The sequence below is a fragment of the Paenibacillus faecalis genome (assembly GCF_900289175.1).
GTDB classification, from domain to species: domain Bacteria; phylum Bacillota; class Bacilli; order Paenibacillales; family Paenibacillaceae; genus Paenibacillus_AQ; species Paenibacillus_AQ faecalis.
This window is the reverse complement of the sequence record NZ_LT985747.1, coordinates 309,314-327,867: the sequence shown is the minus strand read 5'-3', so window position 1 is coordinate 327,867 and position 18,554 is coordinate 309,314. Positions and strand designations below refer to the sequence as shown.

Genomic DNA, 18,554 nt, shown 5'->3' with positions numbered 1-18,554 from the left:
TCACATGAGTTTGAAATCGGTGGAGATGCAAATCGCAGTGCCGCGAACGACAGAGGCGAGCAGAATACAGCAAGAGCATCATCAGCGTCCTTCTCAGGATCAGACATTGTTGGCAGGAGAACAAGTGAAGCAAAGTCGTCAAGCTGCACAGCGCAGCACAGAGGTTGATGAAACCGCTGAGTCCGCTATTCGTGATGAGGGTGGACAGGGGCAAACACCGGAGGAGCATAACGGTTCCTCTGAAAAGAAAGAGAAATCAGAAGAGCGGCCGGCAGAACATCCCTATAAGGGGCGTTCTCTGGATATTTCTCTTTAAGTAAATCATTTGGCATAAAGGAGTTAATTGTTTTGGGTTCATCGTGGATATATATCGTACTCCTGGGCATTGGAGCCGTTTTATATGCTTTAATGCTGCCTAAGCGTCAAGATGAGACGGTTACTAGTGAACAAGTTATTAAAGAAGTGGAATCTACCCTCGAACAATATATGGGTGAAATACAGCTGGAGAATGAACAGCTTCTTGATCTGGTAGGACAAATGAAGAAGGAGCAAGCTGTCAGGCAGGAGGCTCAGCAGGAACATCTCAGCGAAATGCGTCAGAGGCTGCTTGCTGTAGAGCAGCAGATTGCAGCGGCTGAAGGTCGTCTGAGTACAGCGGAAGCATTGTTAACATCCTTGCCTGAAGATGCTCCTCTCGAACAGACAGCAGCAGCGGAAGAAGAAGCTGATCAAGAGGTTCCAACGCCGATTCCTTCCATTAAAAGCCGTTACTCCGAGCTGTTTGACATGTACGAAGCGGGAAAATCGATCGATATGATTGCCAAATCGACCGGAATGCACCGGGGTGAGGTGCAGCTTATTATACAATTGGCCAAGCAGGAGGAATCACCGTGATCAAGAACCGTGTGTTCATGTTGGGTCTTGGTATCGGTCTTGTGGCAGGTGCTGTACTATTACAGCTGATGTTTATAGGAGAGCAGGCGATGTCGCCTTCACAGCCGCAAGACGTAAAGTGGACTCCGGAGCAGATAGAAGAAGCGGCGAAATCGTTAGATATGAAAGTCGTGGACAGTTCCGAAGAGTTAATGACCGAGGAGCAGTGGAAGGAAAAAATGAAAACAGAGAGCGGGAAGATGAAGGGGACTCCCGTTCAATCTCCTGATCAAGCTGCAAAGACCGATCAACCTGCTTCACCTAAAGCGCCTCAGAAACCGGATAGTGCAAAGAAGAGCTCGACGGATCCTGCCGTCAATACTCCAGCCTCACCCAAAAAGCCTGAACCAATCAAAATCCAGTATGTCATTCCTGGCGGAAGCAATTTAAGCGATGTAGCAAGCGGTTTGCAAAAAGCAGGAGTAATCGAGGATAAACAAGCCTTTATAGATGAAGCAACAGCACAAAAAATAAATAAATTCATCCAAAAAGGGACGTATACCTTTACAGCGGGTGAAGATATGAATTCAATTATTCAAAAAATAACTAAGAAACCGTCCGAAAACCGCTAAGGTTTGAACTGCACCCAATGTTAGATGGTGTCTAACAATTGGAGGTGCAGTTTTTTTATGGCTAAGTTTAGTTCAGACGAAAAATTACAAGCAGTTATCCGTTATCAAAATGGATCGGAAAGCTTGAAATCAATTGCTAAGTCCATTGGACTCCATCACTCCGTCCTATTACATTGGATTAAACTATTTGAGCATCATGGTGAAGAAGTTTTTAAAAAGCGCTATACACCGTATTCCGTACAGGATAAACTAGACATACTTAATCATATGAATGAATATGGGTTGTCTGTTAGAGAAACGGCTGCGGTATTTAATATTGCAAGTCATAGTACCATTTTAAGCTGGCAAAGAAGCTTAGAATTACGAGGAATAGACGCCCTACAACCAAAGGAAAAGGGGCGTCCCTCCATGAAAAAGGATTCAAAAGAACAGAAGAATCAAACGTTAGCAGAAGGGTCCGTTGAGGCTTTACAAGCAGAGGTAGAGCGTTTGCGTATGGAGAATGCGTATTTAAAAAAGTTGAATGCCTTAGTTCAAAACAAGGAAAAATCACCAAAAAAGACAAAGCCCAAGTCGTCTATGAACTAAGGAACGAATTCTCGGTGAAAGCACTCCTACAGTTAGCGGATATCCCTCGAAGCACGTATTATTACATGGTAAAAACGTTTAGTATGCCTGACAAAGATGCTGAGTTAAAAGACGTTATTCAAGCGATTTACAAGGAGCACCAAGGGCGCTACGGCTATCGTCGTATTCGAGAAGAGCTAGTGAATCGTGGACACCATGTTAATCATAAGAAAGTGCAGCGCTTGATGAAGGTATTGGGGTTAAAGTGCCTGATACGTATGAAGAAATATCGTTCGTATAAAGGCGAGGTTGGCAAGATTGCACCAAACATTTTAGAACGCGATTTTAACGCTGAAAAGCCAAATGAGAAATGGGTTACAGATATAACAGAGTTTAAATTGTTTGGAGAAAAACTATATTTATCTCCCATGCTAGATCTATATAATGGCGAAATTATTACGTATACAATTGGTTCAAGACCTGTCTATTCCCTTATTTCCAAGATGTTAGATCAAGCATTTAAGTATCTAACGGATAAAGATGAGCTATTGATTCATTCTGACCAAGGCTGGCATTATCAGATGAAACAGTATCGTCATGCCCTTGAAAAACGTGGCATCAAACAAAGTATGTCCCGCAAAGGTAACTGCTACGATAACGCCGTCATTGAAAGCTTCTTTGGCATTATGAAATCTGAATTTCTCTATGTAAATGAATTTGAAAGTATCGTGCATTTTAAACAAGAGCTATCAAAATACATCGATTATTATAATCACAAGCGAATTAAGGCGAAACTAAAAGGCATGAGTCCGGTACAGTACCGAACTCATGCACAACAAGTCGCCTAAAGAATTAACCTGTCTAACTTTATGGGGTCACTTCAGGTTTGGACGGTTTTTCTTCTATAATAAGAATGTGCATTTTTCAGACTTTTGCAGGTTTTCCCGGCAATAACGGAAAGTGCGTTTTAAAATAGGGAACAAAGTCATTTCTTCTGGCCTTATAACATTGCATATGCCCCCCAACTATGATATTATAATTGACGGTGTTAAAACACACGCTGGGAGATTTCGTTAAGGGTGCTTCCGACTGGAAGTCTTGACGGGAAATGATCCTGGCGGAGGACACAAAAACCAAATTCAGGAGGTGTGTGGAGATGGCAGTAATTTCCATGAAACAGCTTTTGGAAGCTGGGGTTCACTTTGGTCACCAGACTCGTCGTTGGAACCCGAAAATGGACAAATATATCTTCACTGAAAGAAACGGTATTTACATTATTGACCTGCAAAAAACGGTCAAGAAAGTAGAAGAAGCTTTTAACTTTGTAAAAAGCGTAGCTGGCGAAAACGGAACAATCCTGTTCGTTGGAACCAAGAAACAAGCTCAAGATTCCGTGAAAGAAGAAGCAGAGCGTTGCGGTATGTACTACATTAACCAACGTTGGCTCGGCGGAACTTTGACCAACTTCGAAACCATTCAAAAGCGTATCAATCGTTTGAAAGAGCTGGAGAAGTGGGAAGAAGACGGTACATTCGAAGTATTGCCTAAGAAAGAAGTTATCCTTCTCCGTAAAGAGAAAGATCGTCTTGAAAAATTCCTAGGCGGTATCAAGAACATGAAGGGTCTGCCAAGCGCTTTGTTCATCATCGATCCTCGCAAAGAGCGTATCGCTGTTGCTGAAGCACGTAAACTGGGCATCCCAATCATCGGTATTGTAGATACCAACTGTGACCCGGATGAAATTGACTATGTAATTCCAGGTAACGATGACGCGATTCGCGCTGTTAAATTGCTGACAGGAAAAATGGCTGATGCCGTTCTGGAAGCTCACCAAGGTGAAGATACAACAGCCTAATAACGGTTGCAAGTATAAACAATGAATTAAATGAAAAAAGGGTGGTTGGTAGGTGGATAACCTCTCACTGCCCTTTTTTTAAGGTCAGAATGCAAAAAAGTGTGAGATCACAGCGCACCTGCGCAATAAAGTGAAAATATTCAGATGGAGGGAATTTCAATGGCAGTAACAGCTAGTGCGGTAAAAGAGCTTCGTGAAAGAACAGGGGCAGGGATGCTTGATTGTAAAAAAGCACTCGATGAAACAAACGGTGATATCGAAAAAGCAATCGCGCTTCTTCGTGAAAAAGGTCTGTCCGCAGCTGCAAACAAAGCTGGACGTATCGCAACTGAAGGTGTAGTAGAATCTTATATCCATGGCGGCGGACGTATCGGCGTTCTCGTTGAAATCAACTGCGAAACTGACTTTGTCGGCAAGACCGATGAGTTCAAAGAGTTTGCACGTGATATCGCTATGCACATCGCAGCGGCAAACCCGAAATATGTTCGTCGTGAAGATGTTCCTACAGAAGAGCTTGAGAAGGAAAAAGAAATTTTGAGAGCTCAGGCGCTGAATGAAGGCAAACCTGAGAAAATCGTTGAAAAAATGGTTGAAGGCCGTATCAATAAGTACTATGAAGAGTACTGCTTGCTTGATCAATCTTTCGTGAAAGATCCGGACAAAACAATCAATGTATTGTTGAACGAGAAGGTCAGCACGATCGGTGAAAATATCTCCATCCGTCGTTTTGCTCGCTATGAGCTGGGTGAGGGTCTTGAGAAAAAGCAGGACAACTTCGTAGAAGAAGTTATGTCTCAGGTGAATAGATAAGCCCTTTAGGCTAATGATAGCTTTTCAAAAAGAGTGGAACACTTTGTGTTCCTTCTTTTTGAAATAAAAGCAAGTATTTATTTCAAATTACTTACATTTATGCTTGAAATCCGAGATATAGGATGGTAAAAACATTATGGAAGACGGCTTCCCTATATCGCAAGAATAACCTCATCTAAAGGCGGTCTTCTTTCTTGAAGGTGTGTCGATAGGCGTTTCCTTTGCGAAACGGATGTTTTTACCCGATTTTTTTATAAGCCGTCAAGCAGTGCAGTGCGTCTGTCTGTCGTTTTTTAAACGGGCGTCTTTCAAACAAGGCGCCGTCTTAAAAGTGGAGGGTAATCATTTGGAACAGCCTGTATTTAAACGAGTTATTTTGAAGGTCAGCGGGGAGTCCCTGGCAGGCCAAAACGGTTATGGAATCGATGCGGATACGATTGCTTCTATCGCACAGCAAGTTCAAGAAGTTGTTGAGCTTGGTGTAGAGGTTGCAATCGTGTGTGGCGGCGGTAATATTTGGCGCGGCATTGCGGGCAGTGCGAACGGCATTGACCGGGCTACAGCGGATTATATGGGAATGCTGGCAACGGTGATGAACTCGTTGGCCCTTCAGGATGCACTGGAGCAGATCGGAGTGCCTACTCGGGTTCAGACGTCGATCTCAATGCAGCAAATCGCTGAGCCGTATATTCGTCGCAGAGCGATTCGTCATTTGGAGAAGGGCCGTGTTGTCATTTTTGCGGCAGGAACAGGCAATCCGTACTTCTCAACCGATACAACCGCTGCTCTAAGAGCTGCAGAAATCGAAGCTGAAGTTATTTTGATGGCGAAAAATAAAGTCGATGGCGTTTATTCCGCTGATCCTTTCAAGGATGAAACGGCTCAGAAATATGAGCAGCTTACTTACCTTGAGGTGCTAAATAAAAACCTGGGTGTTATGGATTCTACGGCATCTTCATTGTGCATGGACAATAATATTCCGCTTATTGTATTTGCAATTACAGAGCAAGGTAATATTAAGCGAGTCGTTCTTGGCGAAAAGATCGGAACGATCGTTAAAGGGAGTGTAGACTAATGCCACAAACGATTAAGAAGAATGCAGAAGAGCGCATGGAAAAAGCGATCTTGTCATTGAAACGTGATCTTGCTACTTTGCGCGCCGGCCGAGCTAACGCATCACTGCTTGACCGTATTCAAGTAGAATATTATGGAGCGCCAACTCCGGTTAACCAATTGGCTAATATCTCGACACCAGACCCTCGAACGCTCATGATTCAACCGTGGGATAAATCTTCTCTTGGTGACATTGAGAAGGCGATTATGAAATCTGATATTGGATTGACGCCGGCAAATGATGGCAATCAAATCCGGCTGTCGATTCCTCCGCTTACTGAAGAGCGTAGAACAGAATTGGTGAAAATGACAAAGAAATTCGGCGAGGAAGCGAAAGTGGCCATCCGCAACATTCGCCGTGATGCCAACGACGACATTAAAAAACTGGAAAAAACGGATATTTCCGAGGATGAATCCCGGAGACATCAGGATGATATCCAGAAAGCTACGGATAAATATATCGCGGAAGTCGACAAGGTGCTCGTTGCTAAAGAAAAAGAAATCATGGAAGTATAAGAGACTTCGGCCCCTCCGGTAATGGTGGGGTTTGTCTCTTTTTTGCAGAAAGATGCCTGGAGGAAATGGAATGATCAAACGGGTTCGATCGTGGTTGAATCAGGAGAAAAGTCAGCAGTCGCTCCGGATTTCACCGGACAACATCCCTCATCATGTGGCCATTATAATGGACGGCAACGGACGCTGGGCTAAAAAACGCGGATTACCGCGTGTTTTTGGGCACCAGAACGGGATGAAGGCTGTCAAGAGGGCAACCATTGCAGCGGATAATTTGGGGATCAAGATTTTGACGATGTATGCTTTTTCAACGGAAAACTGGAAGCGTCCCAAGGATGAGGTCGATTACCTGATGAGGCTTCCGCAGGAGTTTCTGGCGATTGAGTTGGAGGAATTGATAGAGAAAAATGTCCGGGTAACGATGATGGGCTATCCGGAAGACCTTCCTTCGCATACGCTGGAAGCCATGCAAGAAGCGGTATCCAGGACGGCGAATAATGATGGGCTTGTTTTGAATTTTGCGTTGAATTATGGCAGCCGCAAGGAGATCACCGAATGTGTCAAAGCTCTGGGGCAGGACATTGGCGATGGGACCCTTCGGCCTGAGGATATTACGGAAGAACTGATAGGCAAGCGGCTTCTATCAGGCGATTTGCCAGATCCGGATTTGCTGATTCGAACGAGCGGTGAACTGCGGCTCAGCAACTTCATGCTGTGGCAGCTCGCATACAGCGAATTGTGGTTTACCGACGTGTTTTGGCCTGAGTTTACCGGTGAACATCTGCGGGAGGCCGTGGCTGAGTATCAACACAGAACAAGACGCTACGGCGGTCTGAGGTAGTTATGGAGGATAGGACGTTATGAAACAGCGAATAATTACCGGAATTATAGCGGGAGCTGTCTTCTTAGGATTATGTTTCATGGGCGGTCTTTGGTATCATCTTCTCGTTCTTGCTATGGCTTTGATCGGTTACTATGAATTTGTTAAGATGACAAAGGTTGCACCGTTCGGTGGAACGGCAGTCATTGGATATCTTGGTGTTCTGATGTTTGTATTCCCATGGAGACTGTTGAACCTTACGTTCCCTCTCTCATGGGGAAGTGGAATTTGGCTGTTGATGCTGCTGTTCCTGCTCGTTACAGTGCTGAGCAGGAACAGAGTGGGCATTCAGCAAGTATCACTTCTGTTTTTGGCTTCGGTTTATGTTGGAATCGGATTTATGTACATTGCGGAATCACGGAATACACCGGATGGAAACGGTCTGTTCTGGACATTCCTTTTATTGGTATCCATTTGGGCTAGTGATGCGGGAGCTTATTTTGTAGGACGAAAGCTTGGACGCAACAAGCTTTGGCCGGCAATCAGTCCGAACAAAACGATCGAAGGGGCGGTTGGCGGTGTCGTCATCGCTGTCGTTACGGCGATGGTTTTTGCAGCTGTTTCTGGTGGTTTGCTACCATTTAGTAATGCGCTGATCATCGGGCTTGCTTGTGCGGTCATTGGACAGCTTGGGGATCTTGTGCAATCTGCCTATAAGCGTGTATACGGAATTAAAGATTCCGGCAATCTCTTGCCAGGTCATGGCGGGATTTTGGATCGTTGTGACAGCTGGATTGTTGTATTTCCGTTTGTACATATGTTAAGCCTCCTGCCATACTGATGAAAGGAAAGATGCAGAAATGAAAAAAATTAGTGTGCTCGGTTCCACAGGTTCCATAGGAACCCAGACATTGGATGTCGTATCGAAATATCGCGATCACTTTCAGATAGAAGGGCTTGCAGCAGGAAGTAATGTGGACTTGCTGATCCAGCAGTGCAAAGAGTTTCAGCCGAAGAAAATCTCGGTAGCCACCAAGGAACTGGCCGAAACGGTCCGTCCATTAATCCCTGAATCCATACAGGTATTCTATGGGCAAGAGGGATTGATCGAGGTCGCTGCAGGAACAGAAGCGGAAATGGTGGTAACAGCTGTAGTCGGAAGCATGGGATTGCCACCTACGCTAGCTGCAGTTGAGGCGGGCAAAACGATCGGCCTGGCTAACAAGGAAACGCTTGTAACAGCCGGGCACTTGGTTACAGCTTCAGCCAAAGCAAAAGGGGTCGAACTCATTCCAATTGACAGTGAACATTCAGCGATTTTTCAGTGCTTAAACGGCGAACGACGTGAAGATGTTGACTTCATCACTCTTACGGCATCTGGCGGTTCTTTCCGTGACCTGAACCGGGAACAACTGAAACATGTAACCGTTGAAGATGCTTTGAAGCATCCGAACTGGTCTATGGGTGCAAAAGTAACGATAGATTCAGCGACGATGGTGAACAAGGGCTTGGAAGTTATTGAGGCGCATTGGTTGTTTGACCTGCCGTATGAACAGATTCAAGTGCTGCTGCATCCGGAAAGTATCGTTCATTCCTTCGTGCAGTACCGGGATTCCAGTATCATTGCACAGCTTGGAAATCCAGATATGCGGGTGCCGATTCAATATGCGCTCACGTACCCGGAGCGTTGGCCTTCACCTTCAACATCATTGTCTCTTGCTGAAGCCGCTAAGCTTCATTTCAGTGAAATGGATTTTAATCGTTTTCCATGTTTAAGGCTTGCTTATGATTGTGGTAAAATGGGTGGGACGGCACCAACGGTATTTAATGCTGCCAATGAAATCGCGGTTTCCCGCTTTTTGCGGAAAGAAATTCCTTTCCTGCAGATTGAGGATATTATCGAGAAAGTACTGGACAAGCATGATAATATACCTGAACCGGCTTTGGAGGCCATTGAAGAAAGTGATAAGCGTGCCCGTGAACTTGCCGCACGTCTGTAGATTCTAAGACAATTTTGAATTCTCCCTAAAAAAGCTGACAGCATGTGATTCTCTTGTGGCAGATAAGAGAATAATGATAATCTATAGGGACATACTGCGTTCTCAGAGGAAAAGGGGGATGTCAATATTGGAAATGGTGCAGGTCGTTTTTTTAACGGTGCTCATGTTTTTTGTCATCGTAACGGTGCATGAATGGGGGCACTATTATTTCGCCAAAAGAGCTGGTATTTTGGTTCGGGAGTTTGCGATCGGTTTCGGACCGAAACTGTTCTCGTATAAACGTAACGAAACGCAATTTACGCTGCGTCTTCTCCCGTTTGGAGGTTATGCCCGAATGGCGGGTGAAGATCCAGAGCTGATTGAAATTCAAACCGGGCAGACGATAGCTGTCAGGTTGAACAATGAAAATCAAGTGAAGCGAATTTATCTGGACCAGCTGGATAATCGCAAGAACGTAATCCGTGGCGAGGTTCAGTTTATCGACCTGGAAGAGCGCCTTTCTCTGCGTCTGGATGTAGACGGCGAATTTCAGCAGTATGAGGTTCATCCTCAAGCGATGATGGTAGCCAAGGGGACAGAAACACAGATCGCTCCTAAGGACCGTCAGTTTGGAAGCAAATCGGTCGGACAGCGTGCGCTTGCTATTTTTGCCGGTCCGGCGATGAATTTTATATTGGCGTTTATTTTGTTTGCAGTTTATATTCAGATGGTAGGTCTTCCGGTTGAAAATCCGACTTACGTACAGATCGGGAAGGTTAGCGAGGGCATGCCGGCGGATGAAGCGAACCTTCAGGAAGGTGACATTGTCGAGTCGATTAATGGTACACCAATCGGTGCGGATGCCCAAAAGATAATCGAGCTTACATCGGCTTCCGCGGACAAGCCAATGGAGTGGACGATTCGCCGTGGAGATCAGGTGCTTAATGTAACTTTAACTCCGCGTACTGTAAAAGGAGAAGAAGGCGGAAAGGTTGGTATCGTAGCCCAAATGCCGACTCGTCAAGCCGGATTTACAGAAACGATAACCGGATCAGGAAAAGCGATGGTGGAAACGACCAACATCATTTTCGTCGGATTTAAACAGTTGATTGAGAAATTCTCAATGGACGATCTGGGAGGTCCGGTTCGTACGTTTGAGGTTACCGGACAGATTGCCAAGAGCGGAATTGATCAGCTTACCCAGTGGGCTGCCATATTGAGCCTTTATTTGGGAATATTCAATCTTCTCCCGATCCCGGCACTGGACGGAAGCCGACTCATCTTTCTTGGAGTGGAAGCACTTCGCGGCAAGCCGGTTGATCCAAACAAGGAAGGTATGGTGCATTTTATCGGCTTCGCGATGTTATTTCTCTTGATGATTGCCGTAACCTATAATGATATATTGCGTTTGATTAACGGCTAACCATTCATTTACGGCTCGGTGCTAAAGCCGCACAGAGCCGTAAATTTTTTTCGAAACATGTTTTGATTTTTAAATTCTAAGAAAGTGTAAGTTTGGCACAACCCCTTAATCTTAGATTTCACCCGCGAAGGTAAGTTGTACCCATCAAAGACGCCAAAGCCGTTTACGCTTGGTTTGATCAATTACATAATTGATGTTTTATATAGGAGGATTAGTATTCTTATGTCTAAGGATAAACAATTTGTGACTGAAATTACGCCGCAGGGAGAGGACTTCTCGCGTTGGTATATCGATGTCATTAAAAAAGCGGATTTAATGGATTATTCACCGGTTCGGGGCTGCATCGTTTTCAAACCGGACGGCTTTGAAATTTGGGAGCATATAAAAGAGGAGCTGGATCGCCGTTTTAAAGAGACGGGCCATCGCAATGCGTATTTCCCGCTGTTTATTCCAGAGAGTTTTTTTCAAAAGGAAAAAGAGCATGTCGAGGGGTTCAATCCGGAGCTGCCGTGGGTAACCGAAGCAGCTGGTGAGAAGCTTGAAGAGCGCTTGGCTATTCGCCCTACATCTGAAACGATGATCGGGCATATGTACTCCAAGTGGATTCAATCCTACCGCGATTTACCGGTACTGATTAACCAGTGGGCTAACGTTGTTCGCTGGGAGAAACGCACGCTGCCATTTTTGCGGACGAGCGAGTTCTTATGGCAAGAAGGACATACGGCTCATGAGACCGAAGAGGAAGCACGTTCGGAAACGATGCAAATGTTGGACATTTACGCTGATTTCGTAGAGAACTATTTGGCGATCCCGGTTATTAAAGGACAGAAGACACCTTCTGAGAAGTTTGCCGGGGCGGTAGATACGTATTCTATTGAAGCGATGATGAAAGACGGACGTGCTGTACAGGCGGGTACTTCTCATTATATGGGAACTAATTTCTCCACGGCGTTTGAAATTCAATATTTGAATCGTGAGAATACGCTGGAGTATGCATATACCACCTCTTGGGGAGTTAGTACACGATTGATCGGTTCTTTGATCATGGTTCACGGCGATGACCGCGGATTGGTTCTGCCTCCGAAGGTTGCTCCGACACAGGTTATTATGATTCCGATTGGACCTCCAAAGACCTGGGAAGCGGTTGTGGCACGCACGGACGAACTGTTCAGTGAACTGAAGTCAGCAGGCATTCGGGTTCGTGTTGATGACAATACGGATGTTCGTCCAGGCTGGAAGTTTAACGAGTATGAAATGCGGGGGGTTCCGGTTCGACTGGAAATCGGGCCTCGTGATATGGAGAACGGTGTTTGTGTGCTGGTATCTAGAGTTACCGGGGAGAAGAAAGTTGTGCAGCAAGCGAATCTGGTAGAGGAAGTTCAGGCGATGTTGGATCAGGTACATCAAGAGATGTATGATCGAGCTAAAGAATTCCGTGAAAATCATTTCTATTCGGTAAATACATTGGATGAAATGAAGGAAAGCATGGAGCAAGAGCGCGGCTTTACCTTGGCTGGGTGGTGCGGTTCTGAGGCTTGCGAGGATACGGTGAAGCAGGAAACCGGTGCAACCAGCCGTAACATCCCATTTCAACCGGCCGAACACAAGAAGGCTTGTCTTGTTTGTGGTGAAGAGGCGAAGCATACCGTGCTGTTCGCAAGAGCTTATTAATGTGATAGAGTAATAGTTACACCAAATGTTAGAACCATAACGAAAATCAATATTCCGGAAAGCTTCTGGATGGCATGACGCTCTGTGGGCAACAGGACGAATGGGTGCTGCCCCGGAAGCTTTTCCTTTGAATTGAACTCATCTGGTTTTTTCGTTAGCAAGGGGAGGGAACGAGTGAGCGTGGCGGAAGAGAAGAGAAAACGGTTTGAACTGTTGATGAAGCAGGGAGAGGTGCCGGCAAGTTTAATTGATCCTTATTTTTTGGACGGTTTGATTGAACGGGTAGAGATCAGTCGCACCAACAAGGAATGGATCATTACAATCTTGAAGGAAACCCTTGTGCCGTCAGAAGTATATCGGACGTTTTGCTTAAGAATCCAAGAGAAAATGAATCATATCGCCAAGGTCAAGTTTGTATTCCGATATCAGGGTGCAGTTCGTGAAGCGGACGTCGTTCAGGAGTATTGGGGTCTTTTCCTGGAATGGGTGCATCGGGAAATTCCATCGGTCAATGGATGGATGGCAAGAGCCCAGTATGAAGTCGAAGAAGGTCAGCTGAAGCTCACGATGTCGGATAGCATGTCTCTCGAGCTTGCACGCAAGAAACAGATTGATGCAGCGATTTCGAAGTTTTTCAGTCAGTACTTTACTCTCGATCTTCGTGTGAAAATGGGCGAGAGTGATAACGGACTGGCAGCTTATGAAGAATTCGAGCAGAAGAAGCGTGAGGAAGAACGTGAGGCGATTGAAAGAATTATGTCCAGCCTGGAAGCTGAGAACCTGCCTGATGAAGAAGAGGGGGATATTAGGCTTCAAGTAGGCTATGACATTAAGGATCAGCCTGTTCCGATTCAAGAGATCCAGGACGAGGAGAAGAAAATTACGATACAGGGCACGATATTTGGTCTTGATCGCAAGGAGCTTCGAAACGGCAGCACGCTTTTCATATTCAACCTTACCGATTTTACAGATTCACTGCAGATGAAGATGTTTGCCAAGACCAAAGATGATTTGAAAGTGCTTAGCCTGCTTGCTGATGGTAAGTGGGTGAAAGCCCGCGGCCGGGTTGAGTACGACCGGTTTATGCAGGTTCCTGAACTTGTGATGATCCCTTCGGATCTTGTGGAAGTTAAAGCTCCGCCTTCACGGAAAGATCATGCGCCAGTGAAGCGAGTGGAATTCCATCTTCATACAACGATGAGTACGATGGATGCGGTAACGTCGGTCGATAAATATATAAAAACAGCTGCCGACTGGGGTCATAAAGCCATTGCGGTCAGTGATCATGGCGGCATTCAGTCCTATCCTGATGCTGATAAGCATTCTAAAAAGAATGGGATCAAGATGATATACGGTGTTGAGGCTAACGTCGTTAACGATGCGGTCAATGTGGTGGAACGGGCCAAGCCGATCGAGTTGAATAATGCGACATATATCGTATTTGATATTGAGACGACCGGTCTTTCGATTACGCGAAACAAGATTACTGAACTTGCGGCGGTGAAAATGCATGAAGGCCAGGAGATTGACAGATATGCAACGTTCGTTAACCCGCATGAAAAAATCCCGTATCATATTCAGCAGCTGACTAATATTACGGATGAAATGGTAAAGGATGCTCCAGATTTGGAGCCTGTCCTTAAAGATTTTGTGGAATTTGTCGGGGATGCTGTTCTGGTCGCACATAACGCCAGATTTGATATGGGCTTTATTCAGGCTTCATTGAAGAAGGCAGGTATGGAGACACTCGACAATCCTTGTCTTGATACGCTGGAACTGGCACGGCTCCTTCATCCCGGTATGAAGAACCACCGTTTGAACACTCTTGCTGATAAGTATAAAGTTCTACTGGAAAGCCATCACCGGGCAATTGATGATACGATCGCTTTAGCAGGCATTTTGAACGGGCTCCTTAAAGATGCAGAGCAGCTGAAGGGCATTACGATGCTAGATCGTCTGAATGATTATGTCGGTACGGATTTATCGAACTCAAGGCCTTTTCATTGCGGGATTTACGCATTAAATCCGGAAGGCAAGAAAAATTTGTACAAGCTGGTCTCTCTATCGCATACAGAGTACTTTAAAAGAGTGCCTTGTATTCCAAAGTCAAAGCTGGAGGATATGCGGGATGGGCTTATTGTCCTGTCAGGATGCGAGAAGGGCGAATTTTTCGAGACGGTTCTTAACAAAACGGAAGAAGAAGCAGAAGAAGTCGCTCAATTCTATGACGTTCTTGAAGTGCAGCCGCTGACGATGTACATGCATCTTATAGATAAAGGTCTGGTTGGAAGCACGGATGATCTGAAGGATGCAATCCGGCGAGTGATCCGTATCGGCGAGAAATTGAACAAGCCGGTAATTGCAACAGGTAACGTTCATTATCTGGAGCCGCGTCACAAGCTGTTCCGTGATATTACGATCCATGGTATTACGGGATTTAGCCCGTTGAAAGACATCCGCAAGCCGGATGCGCATTTTCGAACGACGGAAGAGATGCTGGAGGAATTCGAATATTTAGGCGAAGAGAAGGCATATGAAATCGTCGTGAAAAATACGAATGATCTGGCAGATCGGTTTGAAGAAATGGAGCTGTTTCCATCCAAGCTGTTTACTCCGATTATCGAAGGAGCGGATGAGGAAATCCGCAACACCTGTTATGAAACGGCGAAATCGATATACGGCGAAGACCTGCCAGAGGTCGTAGTCGCTCGATTGGAGAAGGAGCTGGAGCCGATTATTAAATACGGTTTCTCAGCGAACTATCTTATTTCCGAGAAACTGGTCAAAAAGTCGAATGAGGATGGATACCTGGTCGGTTCCCGTGGTTCTGTCGGGTCATCAGTGGTGGCTACCTTCTTGGGGATCTCCGAAGTTAACCCCCTTCCAGCTCACTACATCTGCAAAAATTCGGACTGCAAGTATAGTGAATGGTTTCTTGATGGCAGCGTACGAAGCGGTTTTGATCTTCCGACTAAAGCATGCCCGAAATGCGGAGAGAACCTCCAAGGCGAGGGGCAAGATATTCCGTTTGAGACTTTTCTAGGGTTTAAAGGAGATAAAGTTCCGGATATCGATTTGAACTTCTCGGGTGAATATCAGCCGCATGCGCATAACTATACGAAGGTGATGTTTGGCGAGAAGAACGTCTTTCGCGCCGGTACGATCGGTACAGTTGCAGAAAAGACAGCTTTCGGTTTTGCCAAGAAATATGAAGAAGAGCATCATAAGCGTTGGCGCGGTGCTGAACTTAGTCGGCTTGCGGGGGGCTGCTCCGGCGTAAAGCGCAGTACCGGACAGCACCCGGGCGGTATCGTTGTCGTTCCGGATTACATTGAAGTGGAGGATATCACTCCGGTACAGTACCCGGCTGATGATGTGAAGGCGGAATGGAAGACAACTCACTTTGATTACCATGCTTTTGATGCGAACTTGCTGAAGCTTGATATTCTGGGGCACGATGATCCGACCATGATGCGTATGCTTCAAGATTTGACGGGGGTAGACCCTACGACGATTCCAATGAACGACCCGAAGGTCATGAGTCTGTTTAACTCCACGGATGCGCTTGGCGTTACGCCGGAGCAGATTCGTTCCCCGGTTGCAACATACGGGATTCCTGAAATGGGTACAAAATTTGTACGGCAGATGTTGGTTGAGTCTCAGCCGTCAAGCTTTGCCGACCTTTTGCAAATCTCTGGATTGTCGCACGGAACAGGCGTATGGCTGGGCAATGCCCAGGAGCTGATCAAGAACGGTACATGTGACATTAAAACGGTAATCGGATGTCGCGACGACATCATGTTGTATCTGATTTATAAAGCGGGGATGGATGCTGGACTTGCGTTTAAGATTACGGAGAGCGTTCGTAAAGGTAAGGGATTGACACAGGAATGGATCGACGAAATGAAGAGATGTAAAGTGCCCCAGTGGTACATTGATTCCTGTCTTAAAATCCAGTACATGTTCCCGAAGGCTCACGCAGCTGCTTATGTTATATCGGCCGTGCGCACCGCATACTTCAAGCTTTATCATCCGATTGAATTTTATGCGACGTATTTCTCGGTTCGCGCAGAGGATTTTGATATCGAGTTATGCTGTCAAGGTTATGATGCCATTCACCGGCGGATTGTTGAGATCGAGCAGCTCGGATTTCAGGCAAGCACGAAGGAAAAGAGCATGCTTCCTATTTTGGAGATGGCGCTGGAAATGACGGCTCGCGGCTTATCCTTCAAGAGCATCGATCTGTATCGTTCTGATGCTGTGCGCTTTACCGTGGACGGGGATTCGCTTATTCCGCCATTTTCCGCTTTGCAGGGAATTGGTGAGAACGCAGCTCGAAATATCGCGGCTGCAAGAGAGTTTGGTGAAATTCTGTCCATTGAAGATTTTCAGCAGAAATCCAAAGCAAGTAAGACGGCGATCGAGCTGCTTACTCAAATGGGCTGCTTCCGAGGATTGCCGGAGAGTAACCAGCTTTCGCTCTTTTAGAAAAACGCCTGAAATAAAGGGGTTCATCAGACCTCTTGACAAATTGACAGTCAAGGACTCATACTTGTCACTATTGCCAGACTATGTTATAATTTTTTTGGTAATCATGGAGATAAAACCGTTGTGTAAAGAGTGGGGCAACCCACTCTTTACTCTTTGGTATATAGGAAATGAAAGTGTTGGAGGTTATGTTCTTTGAGCACACCGAAGATTAAAACGACTGTGGAAGAAATGGTGCAGCCGTATCTGAATGAGCACGGCTTTGAACTGGTAGAAGTGGAGTATGTAAAAGAGGGCAGCAATTGGTTTTTAAGGGTCTTTGTGGATAAGGAAGGCGGCATCGATATTGACGATTGCGGCTCGATCAGCGAATACCTAAGCCAAAAGCTGGATGAGAACGATCCGATTCCGACTGCTTACTTTCTCGAAGTATCTTCACCTGGGGCCGAGCGCCCGCTAAAGAAGAAAGAAGACGTTGCCAAATCCGTCGGTAAAGATGTTTTCGTAACGGTTTATGAGGCTGTGGATGGAATGAAGGAATTTGAAGGCAAGCTGGAGTCTTTTGAGAATGAAGAGCTTGTGATCCGAGTCGGTAAGAAGCAGCATGTTATTCCATATGCAAAAGTTGCCAGTGCCAGATTGGCCATCATTTTTTAGACGGAAGTTTTGAAAGGGGGAACTGATTTTCAATGAGTATGGATTTTATTGAAGCTATGAATGAATTGGAAAGAGACAGGGGCATTAGCAAGGATGTGCTGTTTGAAGCCATTGAGGCGGCACTCATTTCCAGCTATAAACGCAATTTCAATGCCGCTCAGAATGTAAGAGTGGATATGAATCGCAATACCGGAGTCATCAAGGTATATGCCCGTAAATTGATCGTGGAAGAGGTTCTCGATCCTCGCACTGAAATTTCGCTGCCTGCAGCACGTGATATCAACCCGCATTTTCAAATCGATGATATCGCTGAGATTGAAGTTACTCCGCGGGATTTTGGACGTATTGCAGCACAGACGGCTAAGCAGGTCGTTACACAGCGTATTCGTGAAGCTGAGCGCGGCCTGATCTACAATGCCTTTATCGACAAGGAAGATGATATCGTAACAGGGACTCTACAACGTCAAGATCAACGTAACATCTATATTGACCTGGGCAAGATCGAAGCGGTTCTGCCGCTCACCGAACTTATGCCCGATGATAAGTTCAAGCACGGGGACCGGATTAAAGCGTACATTACAAAGGTCGAGAATACGACGAAAGGACCACAAATCATGTTGTCCCGTACGCATCCGGGGCTTTTAAAGCGCCTGTTTGAGCTTGAGGTTCCTGAAATTTTTGACGGTGTCGTTGAAATTCGTTCCGTGGCACGAGAGGCGGGCTTCCGTTCTAAAATCGCTGTTTATTCCCGCAATGAGGAGGTTGATCCTGTCGGCTCTTGCGTCGGACCAAAAGGCATGCGCGTACAGACGATTGTCAACGAGCTTCGCGGTGAAAAAATAGACATTGTACGGTATTCGGAGCAAGTTGAGGAATATGTTGCCAATGCGCTCAGTCCTTCTAAAGTACTTGAGGTTCAAGTTTTTGAAGATGAGAAGATGGCTCGCGTTATCGTTCCTGACTACCAGTTGTCTTTGGCGATCGGGATTAAAGGTCAGAATGCCCGGCTTGCGGCGAAACTGACAGGTTGGAAAATCGATATCAAGAGCGAGAGTCAGGCGGAGCAGGAATACGGCAGACCGAAAACACTCTCGGGTGAAATGCATCAGGATTCTGTCTCCGTCGATTAATGTAAATAGGCGGGGGTGTTAGC

At 45.8% G+C, this 18,554-nt stretch carries 16 protein-coding genes; all 16 read left to right on the top strand.

All coding sequences use genetic code 11. The annotated features are described in order from the left end of the window. Positions 1-4 precede the first annotated feature (4 nt). The 16 genes from C8268_RS01540 (at position 5) to nusA (ending at position 18,531) form a co-directional block, all read left to right on the top strand. Positions 5-316, top strand: coding sequence for a hypothetical protein (locus C8268_RS01540; RefSeq protein WP_106766043.1), 312 nt, complete (start codon positions 5-7; stop codon positions 314-316). A gap of 32 nt (positions 317-348) precedes the next feature. Further along, positions 349-894 (top strand): hypothetical protein, encoded by a 546-nt coding sequence (locus C8268_RS01535; RefSeq protein WP_106766042.1) that lies wholly within the window; start codon positions 349-351, stop codon positions 892-894. Continuing rightward, on the top strand, positions 891-1,505 hold the full coding sequence (locus C8268_RS01530) for an endolytic transglycosylase MltG (protein ID WP_106766041.1): 615 nt from the start codon (positions 891-893) through the stop codon (positions 1,503-1,505). The genes C8268_RS01535 and C8268_RS01530 overlap by 4 nt, the downstream gene beginning before the upstream one ends. 57 nt (positions 1,506-1,562) lie before the next feature. After that, a protein-coding gene (locus C8268_RS01525) for an IS3 family transposase (RefSeq protein WP_106766040.1) occupies positions 1,563-2,920 on the top strand; the annotation gives its coding sequence in 2 pieces (ribosomal slippage) (positions 1,563-2,016 and positions 2,016-2,920; 1,359 coding nt in all). A gap of 308 nt (positions 2,921-3,228) precedes the next feature. Beyond that, positions 3,229-3,927, top strand: coding sequence for a 30S ribosomal protein S2 (gene rpsB / locus C8268_RS01520; RefSeq protein WP_106766039.1), 699 nt, complete (start codon positions 3,229-3,231; stop codon positions 3,925-3,927). A gap of 159 nt (positions 3,928-4,086) precedes the next feature. Continuing rightward, the gene (gene tsf / locus C8268_RS01515) at positions 4,087-4,737 is read left to right on the top strand and encodes a translation elongation factor Ts (protein ID WP_106766038.1); all 651 of its coding nucleotides are present in this window, start codon (positions 4,087-4,089) and stop codon (positions 4,735-4,737) included. Between the two features lie 346 nt (positions 4,738-5,083). Next, the gene (gene pyrH / locus C8268_RS01510) at positions 5,084-5,812 is read left to right on the top strand and encodes a UMP kinase (RefSeq protein ID WP_106766037.1); all 729 of its coding nucleotides are present in this window, start codon (positions 5,084-5,086) and stop codon (positions 5,810-5,812) included. Continuing rightward, positions 5,812-6,366 carry a ribosome recycling factor gene (gene frr, locus C8268_RS01505; RefSeq protein WP_106766036.1) on the top strand — a complete coding sequence of 185 codons (555 nt, stop codon included), beginning with the start codon at positions 5,812-5,814 and terminating at the stop codon, positions 6,364-6,366. The genes pyrH and frr overlap by 1 nt, the downstream gene beginning before the upstream one ends. 70 nt (positions 6,367-6,436) lie before the next feature. Continuing rightward, the gene (locus C8268_RS01500; RefSeq protein ID WP_106766035.1) at positions 6,437-7,204 is read left to right on the top strand and encodes an isoprenyl transferase; all 768 of its coding nucleotides are present in this window, start codon (positions 6,437-6,439) and stop codon (positions 7,202-7,204) included. 19 nt (positions 7,205-7,223) lie between these two features. Then, complete coding sequence (locus tag C8268_RS01495; protein WP_106766034.1) at positions 7,224-8,024, top strand: phosphatidate cytidylyltransferase; 801 nt, start codon at positions 7,224-7,226, stop codon at positions 8,022-8,024. A gap of 19 nt (positions 8,025-8,043) precedes the next feature. Further along, complete coding sequence (locus C8268_RS01490; protein WP_106766033.1) at positions 8,044-9,183, top strand: 1-deoxy-D-xylulose-5-phosphate reductoisomerase; 1,140 nt, start codon at positions 8,044-8,046, stop codon at positions 9,181-9,183. Positions 9,184-9,310: 127 nt separating this feature from the next. Continuing rightward, positions 9,311-10,585: an RIP metalloprotease RseP gene (rseP, locus tag C8268_RS01485; RefSeq protein ID WP_106766032.1), complete on the top strand. Its 1,275-nt coding sequence runs from the start codon at positions 9,311-9,313 to the stop codon at positions 10,583-10,585. Between the two features lie 222 nt (positions 10,586-10,807). Continuing rightward, complete coding sequence (gene proS, locus C8268_RS01480) at positions 10,808-12,256, top strand: proline--tRNA ligase (protein ID WP_106766031.1); 1,449 nt, start codon at positions 10,808-10,810, stop codon at positions 12,254-12,256. Between the two features lie 174 nt (positions 12,257-12,430). Further along, positions 12,431-16,744 (top strand): PolC-type DNA polymerase III, encoded by a 4,314-nt coding sequence (locus tag C8268_RS01475; RefSeq protein WP_106766030.1) that lies wholly within the window; start codon positions 12,431-12,433, stop codon positions 16,742-16,744. Positions 16,745-16,939: 195 nt separating this feature from the next. Continuing rightward, positions 16,940-17,401, top strand: a complete 462-nt coding sequence (gene rimP, locus C8268_RS01470) for a ribosome maturation factor RimP (RefSeq protein WP_106766029.1) — start codon at positions 16,940-16,942, stop codon at positions 17,399-17,401. A gap of 32 nt (positions 17,402-17,433) precedes the next feature. After that, entirely contained in the window at positions 17,434-18,531 is a 1,098-nt protein-coding gene (gene nusA, locus C8268_RS01465; protein ID WP_106766028.1) for a transcription termination factor NusA, read from the top strand. The last annotated feature ends 23 nt before the right edge of the window (positions 18,532-18,554 follow it).

Bases quoted from the DNA above. Each gene is read 5' to 3' on its own strand.
- tsf (WP_106766038.1), top strand. From the start codon at position 4,087: ATGGCAGTAACAGCTAGTGCGGTAAAAGAGCTTCGTGAAAGAACAGGG.
- C8268_RS01495 (WP_106766034.1), top strand. From the start codon at position 7,224: ATGAAACAGCGAATAATTACCGGAATTATAGCGGGAGCTGTCTTCTTA.
- frr (WP_106766036.1), top strand. From the start codon at position 5,812: ATGCCACAAACGATTAAGAAGAATGCAGAAGAGCGCATGGAAAAAGCG.
- rpsB (WP_106766039.1), top strand. From the start codon at position 3,229: ATGGCAGTAATTTCCATGAAACAGCTTTTGGAAGCTGGGGTTCACTTT.
- C8268_RS01540 (WP_106766043.1), top strand. From the start codon at position 5: ATGAGTTTGAAATCGGTGGAGATGCAAATCGCAGTGCCGCGAACGACA.
- C8268_RS01490 (WP_106766033.1), top strand. From the start codon at position 8,044: ATGAAAAAAATTAGTGTGCTCGGTTCCACAGGTTCCATAGGAACCCAG.
- C8268_RS01500 (WP_106766035.1), top strand. From the start codon at position 6,437: ATGATCAAACGGGTTCGATCGTGGTTGAATCAGGAGAAAAGTCAGCAG.
- proS (WP_106766031.1), top strand. From the start codon at position 10,808: ATGTCTAAGGATAAACAATTTGTGACTGAAATTACGCCGCAGGGAGAG.
- nusA (WP_106766028.1), top strand. From the start codon at position 17,434: ATGAGTATGGATTTTATTGAAGCTATGAATGAATTGGAAAGAGACAGG.